Origin of the sequence: Mesorhizobium sp. M1338, assembly GCF_040318045.1 — a bacterium.
Taxonomy (GTDB): Bacteria; Pseudomonadota; Alphaproteobacteria; order Rhizobiales; family Rhizobiaceae; genus Mesorhizobium.
In genome coordinates this window covers 1-15,692 of sequence record NZ_JAMYLL010000028.1, presented here as the reverse complement: position 1 = coordinate 15,692, position 15,692 = coordinate 1, and the positions used below count along the sequence as shown (strand labels likewise).

The following is a 15,692-nucleotide window of genomic DNA, read 5'->3' as shown; positions in this document are numbered from 1 at the left end:
CCATGATCTGGGAAACCGTCCGCCTCTCGCTCCGCTCGATCCGCCGCAACGTGCTGCGCTCGTTCCTGACATTGCTCGGCATCGTCATCGGCGTTGCAGCCGTCATCGCCATGCTCACCATCGGCTCGGGCACCACCGAAAAGGTCAAGGCCGACATCTCCAAGCTCGGCAGCAATCTGCTGGTCGTCCGTTCCGGCCGCCCGGCCGGTCCCGGCGGTCCGGGAGGGCTCGATCAGGTGGCGCGTCCGCTGGCCGAAAAGGACCTGGCGGCGCTCGTTGCGCACCTGACCGGCGCTCGCGCCATTTCGCCGGCCTCGCAAAAGCAGGTCCGCGTCATCTTCGGCACCGAGAGCCTGACCTCGGGCGTCACCGGCACCGACAGCGCCTATCTCGATGCGCGCGACTGGAAGCTGGTGTCCGGCCGCCCATTCAGCGATTCCGAAACCCGCTCGGGCACCGGCGTGTGCCTGATCGGCGAGACGGTGCGCCAGCAGTTCTTCGGCGCCGGTGATCCGGAGGGCGAGATCATCCGCGTCAACCGCACCTCCTGCAAGATCATCGGCCTGCTCGAGCCCAAGGGCTATACCGGCTTCGGCCAGGACCAGGACAATGTCGTCTTGATGCCGCTGCATGCCTATCAGCGCCGCATCGCCGGCAACCGCGACATCGACAACATCTACATCGCCGCCGACGACCGCACGCCGACCAGCGAACTGCAGCCGCGCGTCGAGGACATTTTGCGCGATGCGCGCCGCATCACGCCCGAGCGCGAGAGCGATTTCGCCATCCGCGACATGACCCAGATCGCCGACGCCATGGCCAGCGCCACCACCACCATGACCGGCATGCTGGGCGCGGTCGCCGGCGTCAGCCTGCTGGTCGGCGGCATCGGCATCATGAACATCATGCTGGTGTCGGTCACCGAACGCACCCGCGAGATAGGCATCAGGCTGGCCATCGGCGCGCATGAAAAGCACATCCTCATCCAGTTCCTGGTCGAGGCGACGGTGCTGTCGCTGCTCGGCGGCATCATCGGTATCCTGATCGGCCTGGCGTTGGCCGGCCTCGCTTCCGTAACGCTGACCATCCCCTTCGCGCCAAGCCCGGCGGTCATCCTGCTCGCCGTCGGCTTCTCCGCGCTGATCGGCATGGTGTTCGGCTTCTTCCCGGCGCTGCGCGGCGCCAGGCTCGACCCGATCGATGCGCTAAGGCACGAGTAGGGGCAACGCAGTCGGAAACGCTCCCAGCGCTCCGACCGGCTTTTGCACAGTCTTCACAGCTCCACCTTGCTCCGCCACTGTCGCCGCACCGTTCGCGATGCTAGGGCACTCGCCTTGGGCGGAGGAATAGCGGATGAGCAAAAAAGCGCGGCTGATCCTGGCGATGGTCATCATCGAGGCCTGTCTGGCGGGCATCTGGTGGTATCTCGCCCGCTACGGCCTTGCCAATCCCGATCGCGTCACATCGGATTTTCAGGCGATCGTCGGCCAGACCATAGGAATGGCGATGGGCGGCTTGCTGGGCATCGGCTTTATCCTGTTCCTCGTCGCTGCTCGCAACGATCGCAAGGACGCGCAGAACAAGACGCGCGGTTAGAGCAATTCCAGGAAAAGTGTGAAGCGGTTTTCCGTCCGGAATTGCGTCAAAACAGAGAGTCCTTGCCCGCAAAATGCCACTCGATCAGCGGCTTCATATGCGGCGACAGCCCGACCGGCAGGTCGGCGGCATGGCGGATGATCACCGGGCCCTCGATCTCCGGATCGGTTTCGGTGGCGACGAAAGCCGAGATGCGCCGGGCGATCTCGTCGGCGGGCGCTGTCGCGTGATAACGCCGGAAGATCACCGTGCCGCTATTGGTCGACAGGGCGTGGTAGCGCTTGCCGCGTTCGGCACCCGACAGGTCGAGCCCGGTTTCCTCGCGCACCTCGCGGATCATGTTGAAATCGACATCGACCAGACCATCGCGAAAGTCGATCGGCTCGAACGAGCCGGCGGCGAAATAGACGCTGCCTGCGTTGACCGTGTGCGGTCCCATGCGGATCGCCACCAGCGCATTGTCGCCGGCCACCAGCATGGCATGCGCATAGGCATGCTCGGCGCCCGAATTCTCACGCCTTTTTCGCCACAGCAGGAAAGTCGAGTAATTGACCGCATGGCAGCGGCCGACGAGACGGTTGTCGCGGTACGCGAGTTGCGACAGCAGCACCACCATGCCATCGAACAGCGCCGGATTGGCGGCGACTTCGCGCTGCCAATTCTCAGCGATGGCCTCTGCATTGTCCCAGGCGAAGGGATGCGGACGGGGATCGAGCCTGACGTCGACGGCGTCGACGGGCAGGATGACATTGCGCGGCAGGTCGAAACTCATGGGCGTATCAAACGATGTCCAGGGTGATGGCCACCGGACAATGGTCCGACGCCTTCGGCCGATCCCAGCCGGCGCGCGGAAAGCGGTCGACCTCCTGGCCGGATGGGAAAATCGTGCGCCAGGGCTGGCCGTTGCGGATAATGTCGGGAACGGCCGTCGCGTTGCTGGCAGCGAGCCCCTTCGACAACAGGATATAGTCGAGTTGGCACAGATGCCGCTCTTCTGGTCCGCGCGTGTGATAAAAACTCCAGCGATCTATCTCGGGCCGCCGCTCGACGAGGTTTTCGCAGAAACCGCCGGCCGTCAGCACGTTGATGCAGGATAGGGTCTCGTCGACCACCTCGAAGCGGTAGCCGTCGATCGCGTCGCCGGCCACCTTCACGCGCTGCCGGTAATCGTTCATGTCGCCGCAGATCGCCCAGCGTTTGTCGGCGGCGTGGTCCTTGCCGAAACGCTCCTCGATGATCCGCCGCACGGCCTGCGCCTCGGCGATGCGGATCGGCATGGTCGCCTCGCGCCCGTCGAGCCCATTGCGCGGCGAGCCCATCGATTTGAAATGCACGAGGTAAAGCGTCAGCGGCACGCTGCCCACCGTGATGTCGATTTCCAGGCAATCGCGCCGGAAGATGCGCTCATTGGCCTGGTTGCCGAGTGCCGCCAGTTCCGGCGTGTGCAGCCCGAACTGTTCGTAGGTGACATAGGCGTGGCTGGTCATGCGCACGAATTCGATCGGCTGGCCCTGCGCGGTTTCGTTGCGCATCATCACGGCAACGTCGATGCCGCGCGTATCATTGCCCGATGTGGTGTATTTCTGCCGGTAGCCTTGCCCCACCATCTTGAACAGGTAGCCGTGTTCGAACGCCTTCAGCGCCTCGATGTTGTCGACTTCCTGCATGCAGACGATGTCGGCGCGGGTGGCGGCGATCGCCAGCGCCGTCAGCTGGCGCGTATCGTCGGACTGTGCGATGGCGCGGGCCTGCTCCAGCATCTTGTATTCCACCTCGCTCTGGATATCGAACAGCGCCAGCGTGCGATCCTCGTTGAGCTGGTTGCGGTAGCCGGAAAAATCGAACCTGTTCATCAGGTTCTCGACGTTGAAGGTGGCAAGGCGCAGTGACATGCCATGACCTTTGCCCGCAAGTGCCGCGGAAAACAAGATCGCAGGACCGCCAGCGAGACCGGTTGGGTCCTAGGCGCCTTCGCGCCATGGTTGACGGAACCTTTCCGTTCATCCGCCGTTCAGATGCAAACGTCCACATTAGGCCCATTCCTCGGCTTGGCGTGGGGCCTGTACCCCTTGGAGAGTGCAATGAATTCGCTCTTTTCGTCCACGGTAAAATCCGGGCTAATAGCGCTCGGTATCGTCTCCGGCATCACGGCACCGTCCGCTGCCGGCCCGATCATGCAGCCGACACTGTCGATTCCCACCAGCACGGCGGCGCCGACGGTCACCCCGATCCGCGACGAATGGGCGGGCGGTAATGACCGTCAGTTCTACGGTGACAATTGGAGGTGGCGCCGCCATGACGGCCGTCGCTACTGGAACCATGACAACTGGCGCCGCGGCAACTGGGATGGCGGAAATGACTGGCGTTGGCGTCACGGTCGCCATCATTATCGCGGCGGCCGCTATTACGATGATGGAGCGGCCGCGCTCCTGGGCCTAGGGCTGGGGCTCAGCCTCGGCAGCATGTACAACAACTACAACTACTATGACAGGCCGGCGCCGCGCCGCTATTACCGCGCAGGACGGCTTTCGAGTGCCCATGTCCAATGGTGCTACAACCGTTACCGGTCGTATCGCGCCTGGGACAACACGTTCCAGCCTTATAACGGCCCGCGCCAGCAGTGCTGGTCGCCCTACAGCTGATCTGCAGCCACTTACCGACAGAATAAGGAAACGGCGCCACGGGGCGCCGTTTCCGATTCAGCTGTAGACGCTGTCTGTCTTGGAATGTGCTGATTTCGCTCAGTTTTTCGCCTTGTCGACCAGCTTGTTCTTCGAAATCCAGGGCATCATCGCGCGCAGCTTGGCGCCGACTTCCTCGATCTGGTGGCTGTCGTTCATACGGCGGATGCCCTTGAAGCGCGACATGCCGGCGCGGTATTCCTGCATCCACTCCGAGGTGAACTTGCCGGTCTGGATATCCCTCAGCACGCGCTTCATCTCGGCCTTGGTCTCGGCGGTGATGATGCGCGGACCCGAGACGTATTCGCCCCATTCGGCGGTGTTCGAGATCGAGTAGTTCATGTTGGCGATGCCGCCTTCGTAGATCAGGTCGACGATCAGCTTGACCTCGTGCAGGCACTCGAAATAGGCCATCTCAGGCGCATAACCAGCTTCCACCAGCGTCTCGAAACCGGCGCGGATCAGCTCGACCAGACCGCCGCACAGCACGACCTGCTCGCCGAACAGATCGGTCTCGCATTCCTCGCGGAAATTGGTCTCGATGATGCCCGAACGGCCACCGCCGACGCCGCAGGCGTAGGACAGCGCTAGATCCAGCGCATTGCCCGAGGCGTCCTGGTTGACCGCGACCAGGCACGGCACGCCGCCGCCCTTCTGGTATTCGCCGCGCACCGTGTGGCCGGGGCCCTTGGGCGCGATCATGACGACGTCGACCGTCGACTTCGGCTCGATGAGGCCGAAATGCACGTTGAGGCCGTGAGCGAAAGCGATCGCCGCACCATCGCGGATGTTCGGCGCGATCTCGTTCTTGTAGATGTCGGCCTGCAGTTCGTCGGGCGTTGCCATCATCATCAGGTCGGCCCATTTGGCGGCATCCGCCACGCTCATCACCTTGAGCCCATCGGCCTCGACCTTCTTGGCGGTCGCCGAGCCGACCTTGAGACCGATGGCGATCTCCTTGGCGCCGGAATCCTTGAGGTTGAGCGCATGCGCCCTGCCCTGGCTGCCATAGCCGATGATGGCGACCTTCTTGCCCTTGATCAGATTGAGATCGGCATCACGATCGTAATAGACGCGCATTTTGTCTTCCTTCCCGTTTTATGAATCAGCCTTACGGCCGGTTTTTGCTCCGAAAAGAGCGAGAAACTGCTGCGTCGCCCGCGCGGCATCGCCGCCGATCGCCGCCTCAGTCAATTCCAGCCGGTCGCCGAGCAGCAGACGGATCTGCACGTCGCGGGCGACCAGCCCGAAAAAGGTACGGAATGCCGTTTCGGCATCCGAGAATTCCAGAAGTCCGGCCCGCCGGCCGGCTTCAAGCACAGGCTTCAGCCGCTTGGCCAGCGCGAAGCGGCCATTTTCCAGCACGACGGCGCCAAGGTTGTCCTTGCCCGAGCCGGCATGACCGACCGCAACCCTGTTGAGCGCGATCGAGGTATCGCTGGAGATTACTTGGAGCCAGTCGGAAGCGAAGCGTTCGAGGCTTGCCGTCAGCGAGGCGAGATCAAGCCCCTTGCCATCGACCTGCGCCACCCGCACCTTCGAGGCCTGCCATTGCACTGTCGCCGTCAGCAGCCCGTCACGATCGCCGAACCATTTGTAGAGCGTTTCCTTGGAACAGCTCGCACGGCGCGCCACGGCGGTCATGGTCAGCTGATCGCCCTCCTCGACCAGCAGCCGCAACGCCGCGTCGAGCACGGCCTTCTGCCGCTCTGTCAGCGCTTGGCTGGTGTCGATCTCGGGTACGATGTGCAACACGCTCTTCTCTCGGCAGGTAAGGCCGGCCGGTTATTTCGGCAAGCCGTACCGTACGTTACGGTTCGCCTGATCTATGGCGTATTGTTTTGGGCCTTGCAAGCCCTATTTCTTTCTGGACGGCGGCGGCTTGCGCGGGGAAAGAAGATGCTGATCGGATTGCTCGCCTTGACGGTTGCCGCCGTATTCTCCGGCGCCGCGATTTACGTCGGCGTCGCGGAACAGCCGGCGCGGCTTCGTCTCGACGACAAGGCACTGCTGCAGGAATGGCAGCCTTCCTACAAACGCGGCGCCGCCATGCAGGCGTCGATTGCCATTGTCGCCTGCGTTCTTGGCCTGATTGCCTGGTGGCAGACCGGCGGTCTCGCCTTCCTGGTTGGCGCGGTGTTGATCATCCTGCCCTGGCCGTGGACGCTGATCGCGATGATGCCGACCAACAGGGTGCTGGAGGCGATGGATGCAGGCGCCGTCAATCCGCAAGCCAGGCCCCTGATCATCAAATGGGGCAATCTGCATCTGGTTCGCACGGTGCTCGGTGTTTTGTCGACGCTGGCGTTTCTCTGGGGCAGCCATCCGGCTTGACCTCGCCGAGCCGGCTCGGCGCCGTGGCATCAGTCCGCGATGGGCGGATGGCGCAGTCGGCCAAGCAGTGCCGAGACCATGGTCAACTCATCTCCCGAGAGCTTGGCGCCGACCAGTTCGGCGATCGACAGTCCGTAGACAGCCCACATTCGACGCCGCGTCTCGCGGCCTTTGGTGGTGATGCGGATGGTCTGGCCACGGCCGTCATCGGCCACCGGCAGCTTCTCCACCAGCCCATCGGCCTCGAGCCGCGCCAGCAGCCGCGATATGTTGTATTGCGCGAATAGAGTGCGCTCGATCAGCTGAAACGGCCGCAGCCCGCCCTCGCCCGCCTCGGCGATCTCATGCAGCACGTCATACCAGGCAAGCGGCGGCAGGCCGGCGGCCTTTAACGCCTCTTCAGCGCTTTCCACCAGCTGGCGCGAAACGCGCATCAGGCGGGCCCAGGCCTTGATGGCTTCGGGCGAAGGCATGGCTGTCTCGGTCATGGCCCAGCATAGGCAATAGATGCAATTGCATCAAGCTTGACGTTCAATGCATATGCATTTACATAGATGCAAGTGCATTAAATTATGGAAAGCCAGTCCAATGAAACACGAAATCCGCGAACTCGCCGACATTGGGGCGAGTAAAATGACCGACAAGCTCATTCTCGTCAGCCACCATCTCTGCCCCTATGTTCAGCGCGCCGCGATTTCACTGGCTGAAAAGGGCGTGCCGTTCGAGCGCGTCGATATCGACCTCGCCAACAAGCCGGACTGGTTCAAGGCGATTTCACCGCTCGGCAAGGTGCCGCTGCTGCGCCTGCAGCGAAATGGCGAGGAAACGGTGATCTTCGAATCCGCGGTCATCCTCGAACTCCTCGAAGAGACGCAGGCCAATCCCCTCCACCCCACCGACCCCTATACCCGCGCCCGGCACCGTGCCTGGATCGAGTTCGGCTCGGCCACGCTCAACGCCATCGGCCGGTTCTATTCAGCGTCGACCGAGGCCGGCTTCCTGGCCGAATCCAGCGCGCTGTCAGCCATGTTCGATCGTCTCGAAACCGAACTGGCGGACGAGCTTGGCGGACCCTGGTTCGCCGGCGAGCACTTTTCGCTGGTCGACGCCGTTTACGGTCCGGTCTTCCGCTATCTGGACGCCTTCGACCGGATCGGTGATTTCGGCATCCTTGACGGTAAACCGCTCGTCCGCGCCTGGCGCCAGGCGTTGAGTGAACGCCCGTCGATCAAGCACGCCGTGGCGCCGGGCTACCCGCAAGGCCTGCATGCCTTCCTGCGGGCGAAGGGATCATACCTTTCGAGCCTCATCCACCGAAGCGATCCGGCCATTTCGCCTCTGCAAGCCCGATCCGCTTGAACGGATCGATCACCGTGCCGGCCACCATCGAGGCGAGGAACCGCGGTGCCGGCGGAATTTTTGCCACCGTCGCCACCAGCCTGTCGCGGATAAAGGGAAGCGTCACGGAATCCGACTGGTAGAACGGCGTGAACGCCAGCGACAGCGCCTGGAAGATCCGCACATGCCAGCGGCGCGCCTTCGCATAGGCTTCAAGCGCTGCCTCGACACTCGCCGTCCTCGCCAGCGCATGGCTGAGCGCCGCCGCGTCGAGCAGTGCCATATTGGCCCCTTGCCCGAGCTGCGGGCTGGTCGAGTGTGCCGCATCGCCGATGATGGCCAGCCGCCGGCCGGCCGGCCATTTCATCGTGTGGTGGCCATAGCGCGCCAGCGAGAGCTGGTCGAAATCCTCGACCTGGCTGGTGAACGCCTCGCATTCGGGCCACAGCGCGACCAGCCTCTCCTTCCAGGCGTCGAGACCCACTGCCCGCACCCGCTCGGCATCGGCCGGCTTGAGGCTCCAGAAGAATGCCACCATCTTTTCAGCGCCCGGCTCCGGCCGGCCGATCGGCAGCACGCCGATCATCACGCTCGCTTTGTCGTAGCGTTGCAGCAGCGCATGCTCGTCAAAACCTTCGCCGCGCCAACCGAGCGAGGCCCAGAACGCGCCATAGGTAAGTGGTCGTGGCTCGCCTGGAGCGCTTGCGCGTCGCAGTTTCGAGCGCGAACCGCCGGCGTCGACGACCAGATCGAATGGCCCCGCCCTTCGTCCGTTGCCACGGATCAGCGTTGCCCGTTCGCCCGTCTCCAGCGCCTCGACTTCAACGCCGGTTTCGATAGCGATCGCCTCGCGCTGCGCTGCTCGATAAAGCACCCCGAACAAGGCCGCCCGATGCACCGCCAACCCGAAGCGACCGCCATGTTGCGCATCATAGCGGACGTCGAGCACGGTACGACCTGTGTTAGCGTCGGCGCCATGCAGGCGGTCGATGCGACTGCCCAGCGCCAGTATGTCGTCGAGCAGGCCAAGATCGGCCAGCACCGTCAGCCCGGTCGGCTGCAGGATCAGTCCGGAGCCGACCGGCTTCGGTTCGTCGAAGCGCTCGAAGACGGTGACCCGATGCCCGGCACGCTTGAGATAGAGCGCCATGGCCAGCCCAGCCGGGCCGGCGCCCGCAATTGCGATATGGTATGAAATCTCGATGCCCCAAGCCTGATTGGCGAGGACAATCCTTCAGCCGTCGGGCGAAATCAAGTTGCGGCTCCGGGCATTGGCCGGCTCAACCTTGGGCGGCATCAAAATCGGCGCGCGCTATCCGCACCGCATCGTGGTTGAGTTCGGCCCATAGAATCAATTGATGAAAAGCGCCGAACATCGAGCGCCCTAGATCGGTCAGGCTGTATTCAACACTCGGTGGTTTGGTCGGGAACACCTCACGATGGACATAGCCATCGCGCTGCAAATCGTGCAGCGTCTGGGTCAGCATGCGTTGCGAAATATCGGGCACCAGGCGCCTCAACTCGCCGAAGCGATAGGGTCTTTCAGCCAGCGCCATCATCAGCAGCGATCTCCATTTGCCGCTGACGCCCTGGATGACATCGCGGACCGGACAATTGGCGAAATTGCCGTCCCCGCTCATCGCCTTATAGATCTCCATCTTCGATTTCAGATTGATGACCTTGCCGTCCATGGGTGGTTCCCTGCCTGTGCCTACCTCCCGAAAAACTGCCTTCTTTACGGCGGTGGGTCAATTCCTATTTTAGTGCTGGTCTCTTTCCGAGACTACCACTCGATCCGCCCTTGCGGCGCAACGTCAGGATCCCCCATGACCGAAACCCTTCTCGTCACCGGCGCCTCCGGCCAGCTTGGCCGCGGCGTCATCCACTATCTCCTGGACACGCACAAAGTTCCGCCGGCAAAGATCATCGCCACAACACGCAATCCAGAAAACGTGGCCGATTTGGCGGCACGCGGCGTTGTCGTCAGGGCCGCCGATTTCAACGACGCGGCTTCGCTGGAAACCGCATTCAAGGGCGCCGACAAGGTGCTGATCATTTCGACCGGCGATCTCGATCTCAAAAGCGGCAAACGCCTGAAGCAGCACGAAAATGCAGTCGCCGCGGCCAAGAACGCCGGCATTTCGCATCTGCTCTACACTTCGATGCCCAATCCCGAGCCAGTTTCGCCCGTGCTGTTCGCCAACGATCACTACAGCACCGAGCAGGCGATCAAGGCGAGCGGCATCCCCTACACGATCTTCCGCAACGGCTGGTACCAGGAGAATCTGTTCATGGCACTGCCGCACGCGATCGCCTCGGGACACTGGTATACGTCCGCCGGCGAAGGCCGCATTGCGCACGGCGCACGCGATGACATGGCCGCGGCGATCGCCGCCGGCCTCGCTGGCGCCTCAAACGAAAGCAAGACCTACACGTTGACCGGCCCGCACGCCTACACCACGGCCGAAATCGCCGCCCTGGTGAGCGAGGTCACCGGCAAGCCGCTCGATGTCGTGCAGGTTCCGGATGAAGCCTTGACCGAAGGCGTGAAGGCGGCCGGTGTCCCCGAGGATTTCGCTGACGTCGTCGTGTCCTTCGACGCCAACACGCGCTCCGGCCGCATCGCCATGGTGACCGACGCGATCGAGAAACTTTCCGGCAGAACGCCAAAGACGTTGAAGCAATTTCTCGAGGCGAACAAAGCAGCCCTGGCGGGCTGAAGCGGCGTTTTCGCCGGGCATAGTCCTGAGATGCCTGCGCGGCACGGACCCCCACCCCTAACCCCTCCCCACAAGGGGGAGGGAGACTTCCGTTGGTGCTGACCTAGGCGAATCGCCTGTCTTTTCGGTGCCAAAGAAGAATTAAAGGCACGCGGCAGCGTTCCCTCCCCCTTGTGGGGAGGGTTAGGGTGGGGGTCTTCTTCGCAAGAATCCATATGCGATAGCCCTGCCCTCGTGGGGGATGTCCGGCAGGACAGAGGGGGGCGCGAAGGATCGCGGCAGAGCCGCTTTTATTCCGAGCCGGTCAGATCGCCACCTGTGTACCGATCTCCACCACACGACCGGTCGGGATCTGGAAATACTCCGTCGCGTCGGCCGCCGTGCGCGCCAGGCCGATGAACAACCGGTCCTGCCACACAGGCATTCCGGAATTGGGCGAGGCCTTGAGCGAACGCCGCGACAGGAAGAACGAGGTCGTCATGATGTCGAACTTCCAGCCTTGCTTGCGGCAGATCGCCAGCGCGCGCGGGATGTTGGGCTGCTCCATGTAGCCGAAGGTCAGCGTCACCCGCATGAACAGCTCGTTGACCGTCTCCATCTTGACCCGGTCGCTGTCAGGCACCACTGGCTGCGGCGCCGTCACCACCGAAAGAATGACGTTCTGCTCATGCAGCACCTTGTAGTGCTTCAGGCTGTGCATCAGCGCGGTTGGCGCGCTGAGCGGATCGCTGGTCAGGAACACGGCGGTGCCGGACACCAGCTGCGGCTTTTTCTTCAACAGATTGCCGGCGAGGAAATCGAGCGGGATCTCGTTGCGGCGGGTCTTGTCGAACAGGTAGCGACTGCCGCGCACCCAGGTCCACATGGCCATGATTATAGCGAAGGCCACCGCCAACGAGGCCCAACCACCCTCGAACACCTTGACGATGTTGGAGGCAAAGAAGCCTATATCGATGAACATGAACAGCGCCGTCAGCGCGATTGCCGGCCAGAGGTTCCATTTCCAGATGCGTGTCATGATGACGAAGAGCAGGGTCGTCGTCACCAGCATGTTGCCGGTCACCGAGATGCCATAGGCCGAGGCCAGCCTGCTGGACTCGCCGAAGCCGACGACCAGCATCATCACCACCAACGCCAACAAGAGGTTGACGCGCGGCATGTAGATCTGGCCGGACTGTCTCTCCGACGTGTGCAGGATTTCGAGGCGCGGCAACATGTTGAGCTGCACCGCCTGCCGGGTCAGCGAGAAAGCGCCTGATATGACCGCTTGGCTGGCGATGACGGTCGCGGCGGTCGCCAGCACGACCATCGGGATCAGCGTCCAGCCTCCGTTCATCTCGAAGAATGGATGGCCGACGACTCCGCCATTGGCCAACACGAATGCGCCCTGCCCGGCATAGTTGAGCAGCAGGCAAGGAAACACGATCGCCAGCCAAGCCAGCACGATCGGCTTGCGGCCGAAATGACCGAGATCGGCATAGAGCGCCTCGGCACCGGTGACCGCGAGGAAGACGGCGCCGACGGTGACGAAAGCGACGTCGGGCGAATTGATCAGGAAGGCGGCGATATAGTGCGGACTGATTGCCCACAGGATTTCCGGATCGGCGACGATGTGATTGAGACCGGAAAGGCCAATGGCCAGGAACCACACGGCGGTCACCGGGCCAAACACCAAGCCGACACCACCCGTGCCGAACCGCTGCACCGCGAACAGTATGGCCAGAATGACCAATGTCAGCGGTACCACATAAGGTTGGAAAGCAGGCGTGACGACATTCATGCCCTCGACCGCCGACAGCACCGAGATGGCCGGCGTGATGACGGCATCGCCGAAAAACAGCGAGGCCCCGACAATGCCGATGGCGAGAATGATCGCCGAGCGCGTCGGGAAGCTGCCGCGCGCCAGCGCCATCAGCGACAGCACGCCGCCCTCGCCGCGGTTGTCGGCGCGCAGCACGAACATGATATATTTTACTGTAACCGTGATCGTGAGCGACCAGATGATCAGCGACAAAACGCCAAGGATGTCGCCACGTTCGGCGACATCGCCGCCGGACGAGGCGTGCAATGCTTCGCGAAAGGCGTAGATCGGGCTGGTGCCGATATCACCATAGACGACACCGAGCGCGCCCAGCATCAGAATCTTGGTGCTGTGCTGTTCGACCTCTGGATGGCTCGATTGTTCGACAGATTCTGCCTCAGTACCAGCATTGGTAAGGGCCATGGACGACACTCCGATAAGCGCGCGGTGCTCTACGCTTGCTGCGATGCAATATCAAGTGCCGTTGGGTAATGGCTGCCATCTCTGTCGCGCGAGTCTGCCATCGCTACCACCCGCAGGCCTTGAGAAATCGCCCCACCGTGCCGGCCATGCCATACTCCAATGCGTCGGCTGTCAACCCATGTCCGATCGACACTTCGGCCAATGCCGGAATGCGCTTGGCAAGCGCAGGCAGATTGCTGACCACCAGGTCATGCCCGGCATTGACCTGAAGCCCGGCGGCAAGCGCGGCATCGGCGGTTTTTCCCAACCTTTCCAATTCCTTGGCTGCTTTGGCGGAATCCGAATGACAGCTTCCATACGGACCCGTATAGAGCTCGATGCGGTCGGCCCCGGTATCGCGCGCGGCGGCCACGCAATCGGGGTCCGGATCGGCAAACAGCGACACGCGAAAGCCTCCCTTCTTCAGGCGTTTGACGATCGGAGTGAGGAACGCGGCCTGTGCCGCGAAGTTCCAGCCGTGGTCGGAGGTTGCCTGGGCCGGATCGTCCGGCACCAGCGTCACCTGTTCGGGCTGATGCTTTTCCACAAGTGCCAGGAACTCCTCGGTCGGATAGCCCTCGATGTTGAATTCCGCACGCGGAAACTCGTCGTCGATCAGCGACCGGATCTCAGGCAAGTCGGAGTGTCTTGTGTGCCGCTCGTCGGGGCGCGGATGCACCGTCAGTCCGTGCGCCCCGGCCGCGAGCGCAATGCGGCCGAGGCCGGTGACGCTGGGCCACGGCAGGTCGCGCCGGTTGCGCAGCATGGCGATGGCATTGAGATTGACGGAGAGTTTTGCGGGCATGGCGATGGCCTCGGAAATCATTCGATGCGCCACCTATAATGCCTTTGACGGGAACAGACAGGGGGTTTCGGGTGTTCCAAGAACTGAAGAATGAGTCCGGGAAAGGACGCACCCATGAATTTTCTCGATGCCGTGCCGGCGATTCGCCGTGTCGAGACCAACCGTGACGACCTTTTCGCCATCGACGTCGTCGGGCACGTTTCCGCGGCCGATGGCGAAAACCTTTTCGGGTTGCTGGAGGCTGCCTATGCCCTCCACCAGCGCATCGACGTACTGGTGCGCCTCATCGACCACGAGGGCGTCGACTGGGCCGATATCGCGGACGAGACCCTGAAGCAGGGCGCCATTCATGCATTGGAACATGTCGGCCGTTGCGCGGCGATAGGCGAACCGGACTGGATAGCGGACGCAAAACGCTTCCTGCCGCCCTCACCGCCTATCGAATTCAGACACTTCAAGGCGGAAGACGAAGCCGCCGCCTGGCAATGGCTTGCTGCGCAGCCTGTCGGGGAGCGATAGCGTCCGATTGCCTGCTACCTGACGATCGTCAGCCGCTCTGCCGCCCGCGTGATTGCCGTGTAGAGCCAGCGCTGGCGGGTTTCCTTGAAGGCCCAGCTTTCATCGAACAGCACGATCTCGTTCCACTGCGAGCCCTGTGCCTTGTGCACGGTCAGCGCGTAACCATAGTCGAAATCGTCGAAGCGCTTCTTCTGCTGCCACGGAATATCGGCGTCGGGATCCTCGAACGCCGCCTTGAGCAGCTTGATCTTGGCGACACCGCGATCCGGATCGTCCTCTTCCGGTGACACCAGCAGATTGATGCCGGGCTTCACCGTTTCGCGCGACGAGGTCATCACCTTCCATAGCGAGCCGTTGAGCAGGCCCTTGGCCGGATCGTTGCGCAGACAGACCAGTTTGTCGCCGGCCTGCGGATAGTCGGCATTGAAGCCTTTGAGTTCGCGCAGCCGCTGATTGTAGCGGCGCCGCGTGCGGTTGGTGCCGACCAAGACCTGGTCGGCCTTCAGCACCAGCTCCTGGGTGACGTCTTCCTTGCCGATCACCTGCGCCGTGCCGTAGTCGCCACGCATGAATTCACGGCCCTCGCGCACATCGAGCGCCAGCCGCAGGATCGGGTTGTCGCGCGCCTGCCGGTGGATTTCAGTGAGCAGGAAATCCGGCTCGTGGTCGGTGAAGAAGCCGCCCCCCGAGATCGGCGGCAACTGGCCGGGGTCGCCGAGCACCAGGATTGGCGTGCCGAAGCTCATCAGGTCGCGGCCAAGCTGCTCGTCGACCATCGAACATTCGTCGATGACGACCAGTTTCGCCCGCGTGATCGGGCTCTGCCGGTTGAGCGAAAAGGTCGGCGACATCGACGTCTTGCCGGTGACCTCGTCCGACACCGACTCCTCGCCCTTCGGCCTGTAGATCAGCGAATGGATGGTGCGCGCATTGACCGCGCCTTTGGAGCGCAGAACCTGTGCCGCCTTGCCGGTGAAGGCGGCGAATTGCACCTGGCCGTCGACATGCTCGGCGAAATAACGCGCCAGCGTCGTCTTGCCGGTGCCGGCATAACCGAACAGCCGGAACAGCTGCGGCTTTCCGGTCTTTAGCCAGCGAGCAACCGCTTGCAGCGCCTCGTCCTGTTGGGGAGAGAATTCCATCAGCGCGAGAGACCGGATTCGCAAGGGAAAGACAAGACAGCCATCACCACCATCGACGGGTCGGGCGCCTCAGTGCCGCCGACAGGCTAGGCTATCAGGGGCAAATCAGAACGTAAAGAGAACGCACGATCTCGCCAGGGCAATCGGGTGAGTTAACGCGTGACAAGGGGTTTAGGAGCTGAATCTGTCGAGAGCATCTGATTCTTTGAAGGATGCTTTGGATGGACGATGTGGCTTGCGATGCCGGTGCGTTGGCGGAAACGGTTGTTTTTCTGGGTCATTTCAAGGATCTGC

Annotated in this window: 17 protein-coding genes; 7 read left to right on the top strand and 10 right to left on the bottom strand. The window is 62.7% G+C overall.

The genetic code is table 11. The features are described from left to right. Positions 1-2 precede the first annotated feature (2 nt). Positions 3-1,220, top strand: coding sequence for an ABC transporter permease (locus NKH19_RS21865; RefSeq protein ID WP_352870933.1), 1,218 nt, complete (start codon positions 3-5; stop codon positions 1,218-1,220). Positions 1,221-1,353: 133 nt separating this feature from the next. Next, positions 1,354-1,596, top strand: coding sequence for a hypothetical protein (locus tag NKH19_RS21860; protein ID WP_352870932.1), 243 nt, complete (start codon positions 1,354-1,356; stop codon positions 1,594-1,596). A 46-nt stretch (positions 1,597-1,642) separates the two neighbouring features. On the opposite strand, the gene NKH19_RS21855 is transcribed toward NKH19_RS21860, so the two are convergent. Both NKH19_RS21855 and NKH19_RS21850 read right to left on the bottom strand, forming a co-directional pair. Next, positions 1,643-2,368 (bottom strand): NUDIX hydrolase, encoded by a 726-nt coding sequence (locus NKH19_RS21855; RefSeq protein WP_352870930.1) that lies wholly within the window; start codon positions 2,366-2,368, stop codon positions 1,643-1,645. 7 nt (positions 2,369-2,375) lie between these two features. Further along, the gene (locus tag NKH19_RS21850) at positions 2,376-3,488 is read right to left on the bottom strand and encodes an endonuclease/exonuclease/phosphatase family protein (protein WP_352870929.1); all 1,113 of its coding nucleotides are present in this window, start codon (positions 3,486-3,488) and stop codon (positions 2,376-2,378) included. Positions 3,489-3,677: 189 nt separating this feature from the next. Here NKH19_RS21850 and NKH19_RS21845 point away from each other — a divergent pair, with 189 nt between their 5' ends. After that, the gene (locus NKH19_RS21845) at positions 3,678-4,238 is read left to right on the top strand and encodes a BA14K family protein (protein ID WP_352870928.1); all 561 of its coding nucleotides are present in this window, start codon (positions 3,678-3,680) and stop codon (positions 4,236-4,238) included. Between the two features lie 99 nt (positions 4,239-4,337). Here NKH19_RS21845 and ilvC read toward each other — a convergent pair whose 3' ends face one another. Further along, positions 4,338-5,357: a ketol-acid reductoisomerase gene (ilvC, locus tag NKH19_RS21840; protein WP_352982785.1), complete on the bottom strand. Its 1,020-nt coding sequence runs from the start codon at positions 5,355-5,357 to the stop codon at positions 4,338-4,340. An 18-nt stretch (positions 5,358-5,375) separates the two neighbouring features. After that, complete coding sequence (locus NKH19_RS21835; RefSeq protein WP_352870926.1) at positions 5,376-6,032, bottom strand: TetR/AcrR family transcriptional regulator; 657 nt, start codon at positions 6,030-6,032, stop codon at positions 5,376-5,378. A 144-nt stretch (positions 6,033-6,176) separates the two neighbouring features. Here NKH19_RS21835 and NKH19_RS21830 point away from each other — a divergent pair, with 144 nt between their 5' ends. Continuing rightward, positions 6,177-6,611, top strand: a complete 435-nt coding sequence (locus tag NKH19_RS21830; RefSeq protein ID WP_502910998.1) for an anthrone oxygenase family protein — start codon at positions 6,177-6,179, stop codon at positions 6,609-6,611. Positions 6,612-6,640: 29 nt separating this feature from the next. Here NKH19_RS21830 and NKH19_RS21825 read toward each other — a convergent pair whose 3' ends face one another. Next, entirely contained in the window at positions 6,641-7,099 is a 459-nt protein-coding gene (locus NKH19_RS21825) for a MarR family winged helix-turn-helix transcriptional regulator (protein ID WP_352870925.1), read from the bottom strand. A 145-nt stretch (positions 7,100-7,244) separates the two neighbouring features. Here NKH19_RS21825 and NKH19_RS21820 point away from each other — a divergent pair, with 145 nt between their 5' ends. Beyond that, entirely contained in the window at positions 7,245-7,970 is a 726-nt protein-coding gene (locus NKH19_RS21820) for a glutathione S-transferase family protein (RefSeq protein WP_352870924.1), read from the top strand. On the opposite strand, the gene NKH19_RS21815 is transcribed toward NKH19_RS21820, so the two are convergent. Then, positions 7,918-9,099 (bottom strand): FAD-dependent oxidoreductase, encoded by a 1,182-nt coding sequence (locus NKH19_RS21815; RefSeq protein ID WP_352870922.1) that lies wholly within the window; start codon positions 9,097-9,099, stop codon positions 7,918-7,920. The two genes, NKH19_RS21820 and NKH19_RS21815, sit on opposite strands and share 53 nt — an antisense overlap. Positions 9,100-9,229: 130 nt before the next feature. After that, a complete protein-coding gene (locus NKH19_RS21810) occupies positions 9,230-9,640 on the bottom strand; it encodes a winged helix-turn-helix transcriptional regulator (RefSeq protein WP_352870921.1) in 411 nt (136 codons plus the stop codon). 135 nt (positions 9,641-9,775) lie between these two features. Here NKH19_RS21810 and NKH19_RS21805 point away from each other — a divergent pair, with 135 nt between their 5' ends. Then, positions 9,776-10,669, top strand: coding sequence for an SDR family oxidoreductase (locus tag NKH19_RS21805; RefSeq protein ID WP_352870919.1), 894 nt, complete (start codon positions 9,776-9,778; stop codon positions 10,667-10,669). A 304-nt stretch (positions 10,670-10,973) separates the two neighbouring features. Here the strand turns inward: NKH19_RS21805 and NKH19_RS21800 are convergent, their stop codons facing one another. Beyond that, positions 10,974-12,893 carry a potassium transporter Kup gene (locus tag NKH19_RS21800; protein WP_352870917.1) on the bottom strand — a complete coding sequence of 640 codons (1,920 nt, stop codon included), beginning with the start codon at positions 12,891-12,893 and terminating at the stop codon, positions 10,974-10,976. A 103-nt stretch (positions 12,894-12,996) separates the two neighbouring features. Beyond that, positions 12,997-13,737, bottom strand: coding sequence for a pyridoxine 5'-phosphate synthase (locus NKH19_RS21795; RefSeq protein ID WP_352870996.1), 741 nt, complete (start codon positions 13,735-13,737; stop codon positions 12,997-12,999). 114 nt (positions 13,738-13,851) lie between these two features. Between NKH19_RS21795 and NKH19_RS21790 the strand changes: the two genes are divergently transcribed. Continuing rightward, the gene (locus NKH19_RS21790) at positions 13,852-14,256 is read left to right on the top strand and encodes a SpoIIAA family protein (protein WP_352870915.1); all 405 of its coding nucleotides are present in this window, start codon (positions 13,852-13,854) and stop codon (positions 14,254-14,256) included. Between the two features lie 14 nt (positions 14,257-14,270). On the opposite strand, the gene NKH19_RS21785 is transcribed toward NKH19_RS21790, so the two are convergent. Then, positions 14,271-15,398, bottom strand: coding sequence for an ATP-dependent DNA helicase (locus NKH19_RS21785; RefSeq protein ID WP_352870914.1), 1,128 nt, complete (start codon positions 15,396-15,398; stop codon positions 14,271-14,273). Positions 15,399-15,692: the final 294 nt, after the last annotated feature.

What these genes read in the sequence shown, in the direction of transcription:
- NKH19_RS21865 (WP_352870933.1), top strand. Translation starts at nt 3, where the DNA reads ATGATCTGGGAAACCGTCCGCCTCTCGCTCCGCTCGATCCGCCGCAAC.
- NKH19_RS21860 (WP_352870932.1), top strand. Translation starts at nt 1,354, where the DNA reads ATGAGCAAAAAAGCGCGGCTGATCCTGGCGATGGTCATCATCGAGGCC.
- NKH19_RS21855 (WP_352870930.1), bottom strand. Translation starts at nt 2,368, where the DNA reads ATGAGTTTCGACCTGCCGCGCAATGTCATCCTGCCCGTCGACGCCGTC.
- NKH19_RS21850 (WP_352870929.1), bottom strand. Translation starts at nt 3,488, where the DNA reads ATGTCACTGCGCCTTGCCACCTTCAACGTCGAGAACCTGATGAACAGG.
- NKH19_RS21845 (WP_352870928.1), top strand. Translation starts at nt 3,678, where the DNA reads ATGAATTCGCTCTTTTCGTCCACGGTAAAATCCGGGCTAATAGCGCTC.
- ilvC (WP_352982785.1), bottom strand. Translation starts at nt 5,357, where the DNA reads ATGCGCGTCTATTACGATCGTGATGCCGATCTCAATCTGATCAAGGGC.
- NKH19_RS21830 (WP_502910998.1), top strand. Translation starts at nt 6,177, where the DNA reads ATGCTGATCGGATTGCTCGCCTTGACGGTTGCCGCCGTATTCTCCGGC.
- NKH19_RS21825 (WP_352870925.1), bottom strand. Translation starts at nt 7,099, where the DNA reads ATGACCGAGACAGCCATGCCTTCGCCCGAAGCCATCAAGGCCTGGGCC.
- NKH19_RS21820 (WP_352870924.1), top strand. Translation starts at nt 7,245, where the DNA reads ATGACCGACAAGCTCATTCTCGTCAGCCACCATCTCTGCCCCTATGTT.
- NKH19_RS21815 (WP_352870922.1), bottom strand. Translation starts at nt 9,099, where the DNA reads ATGGCGCTCTATCTCAAGCGTGCCGGGCATCGGGTCACCGTCTTCGAG.
- NKH19_RS21810 (WP_352870921.1), bottom strand. Translation starts at nt 9,640, where the DNA reads ATGGACGGCAAGGTCATCAATCTGAAATCGAAGATGGAGATCTATAAG.
- NKH19_RS21805 (WP_352870919.1), top strand. Translation starts at nt 9,776, where the DNA reads ATGACCGAAACCCTTCTCGTCACCGGCGCCTCCGGCCAGCTTGGCCGC.
- NKH19_RS21800 (WP_352870917.1), bottom strand. Translation starts at nt 12,893, where the DNA reads ATGGCCCTTACCAATGCTGGTACTGAGGCAGAATCTGTCGAACAATCG.
- NKH19_RS21795 (WP_352870996.1), bottom strand. Translation starts at nt 13,737, where the DNA reads ATGCCCGCAAAACTCTCCGTCAATCTCAATGCCATCGCCATGCTGCGC.
- NKH19_RS21790 (WP_352870915.1), top strand. Translation starts at nt 13,852, where the DNA reads ATGAATTTTCTCGATGCCGTGCCGGCGATTCGCCGTGTCGAGACCAAC.
- NKH19_RS21785 (WP_352870914.1), bottom strand. Translation starts at nt 15,398, where the DNA reads ATGGAATTCTCTCCCCAACAGGACGAGGCGCTGCAAGCGGTTGCTCGC.